The sequence below is a fragment of the Salinicola sp. RZ23 genome (genome assembly GCF_003206675.1).
Taxonomy (GTDB): Bacteria; Pseudomonadota; Gammaproteobacteria; order Pseudomonadales; family Halomonadaceae; genus Salinicola; species Salinicola endophyticus.
Genome location: NZ_PZJK01000024.1, coordinates 1 through 1,310 on the forward strand (window position 1 = coordinate 1; position 1,310 = coordinate 1,310).

Here is a 1,310-nt window from a genome sequence, read left to right on the forward strand (position 1 = left end):
CGAACGCCGCTCCCGGATTGAAGCTGTAGGAGCCGTCGGCGTTGAGGGTGAAGGTGCCACCATTGGAGCCGACGATCGCCTGTCCTACGCTACCCGCTACGCCATTGACTGCACTGACGCTCAGGGTGTCGCCGTCGACATCGCTGTCGTTGGCCAGCACACCTTGGGCGGCGGGCACATCGAGGATGGCATTCTCCCCCGTGCTGCCGGTATCGACGGCCGCCACCGGCGCATCGTTCACCGGCGTCACGAGCAACGTGACCGTTGCCGTGTCACTGCCCCCCTGGCCATCGCTGATCGTGTACTCAAACGTGGCGGGGCCGTTGTAGTTGGCTTCCGGCGTGAAGACGATGGCCCCATCGGCGAACGAGACGCTACCGTGGCTGGCATTACCGACACTCGTGACGCTCAGCGTATCGCCTTCGACGTCGGTGTCATTGGCGAGCAGATCGCCAGGACGCAGGTAGATCGCCGTATCTTCCGCGGTCGTCAGCGGGGAATCGACGACAAAGTCGCCGAGTGGTGAGTATTCGCCATCACCGAACTTCAGCTCGGGCTGGAAGATCGCTTGCTCACCTTGATCCCAGTAGACGATCTCGATGGCATGCGTACCGCCCTGATCCACCGTGAAGCTGTGCTCGTTGGTCGCTGGGCTTTGATTGTGATCGACCGTGGCCACCGGTTTGCCATCGATCTTCACCTGATAGCCATCATCCGAAAGGATCTTGAACGAGTAGCTACCTGCCTGCAGCTCGACGACGCCTCGCATCCGCAGGATGGCATCGGTACCCGTCGCCGGCGTCTCCGTGCTCAATGAATCGGCATCTACACCGAGGAAGGACTTCAGATTGTCGGGGTTAGCCAGATTGCCGCTGATGTAATTGTAGAACAGCGAGCTTGCCACGAAGGTCGCATCGGGCGTGCCTTTCTCGTCGATAAAGGCCTGAGCCTGAGACACACTCGAAAGATTCGGGCCATCGGCGTCAGCGCCTTCTTGATAGGCGAAATACTCTGAGTAAAGCCCACCAAGATTGCCATATGTGGTGTAGCTATCGTCGTTCGCCACCGGGGCATCGTTGGTGCCGGTCACCTTGATGGTTACCGTCTGCGGTTCACTCACCCCACCGTCATTGTCAGTCGCGGTGTAGGCAAATGAGACGTTGCGGCTCTCACCCGCCTTCAGGCTGTCGAAGTCTGTGCCCGGGTTGAAGGTATAGCTACCGTCACTGTTGAAGCTGAGGCTACCGTTTCCCTGCCCCACATCCGTGGCGAGCTGATAGCTGGACACCGTGCCGTCGACATCGGTCGCT

Annotated in this window: 1 protein-coding gene; it reads right to left on the reverse strand. The window is 60.0% G+C overall.

Annotation, left to right across the window (positions count from 1 at the left end):
- A partial coding sequence (locus DOM67_RS19315) for an Ig-like domain-containing protein (protein WP_157958923.1) occupies positions 1-1,310 on the reverse strand: 1,310 nt, incomplete at both ends.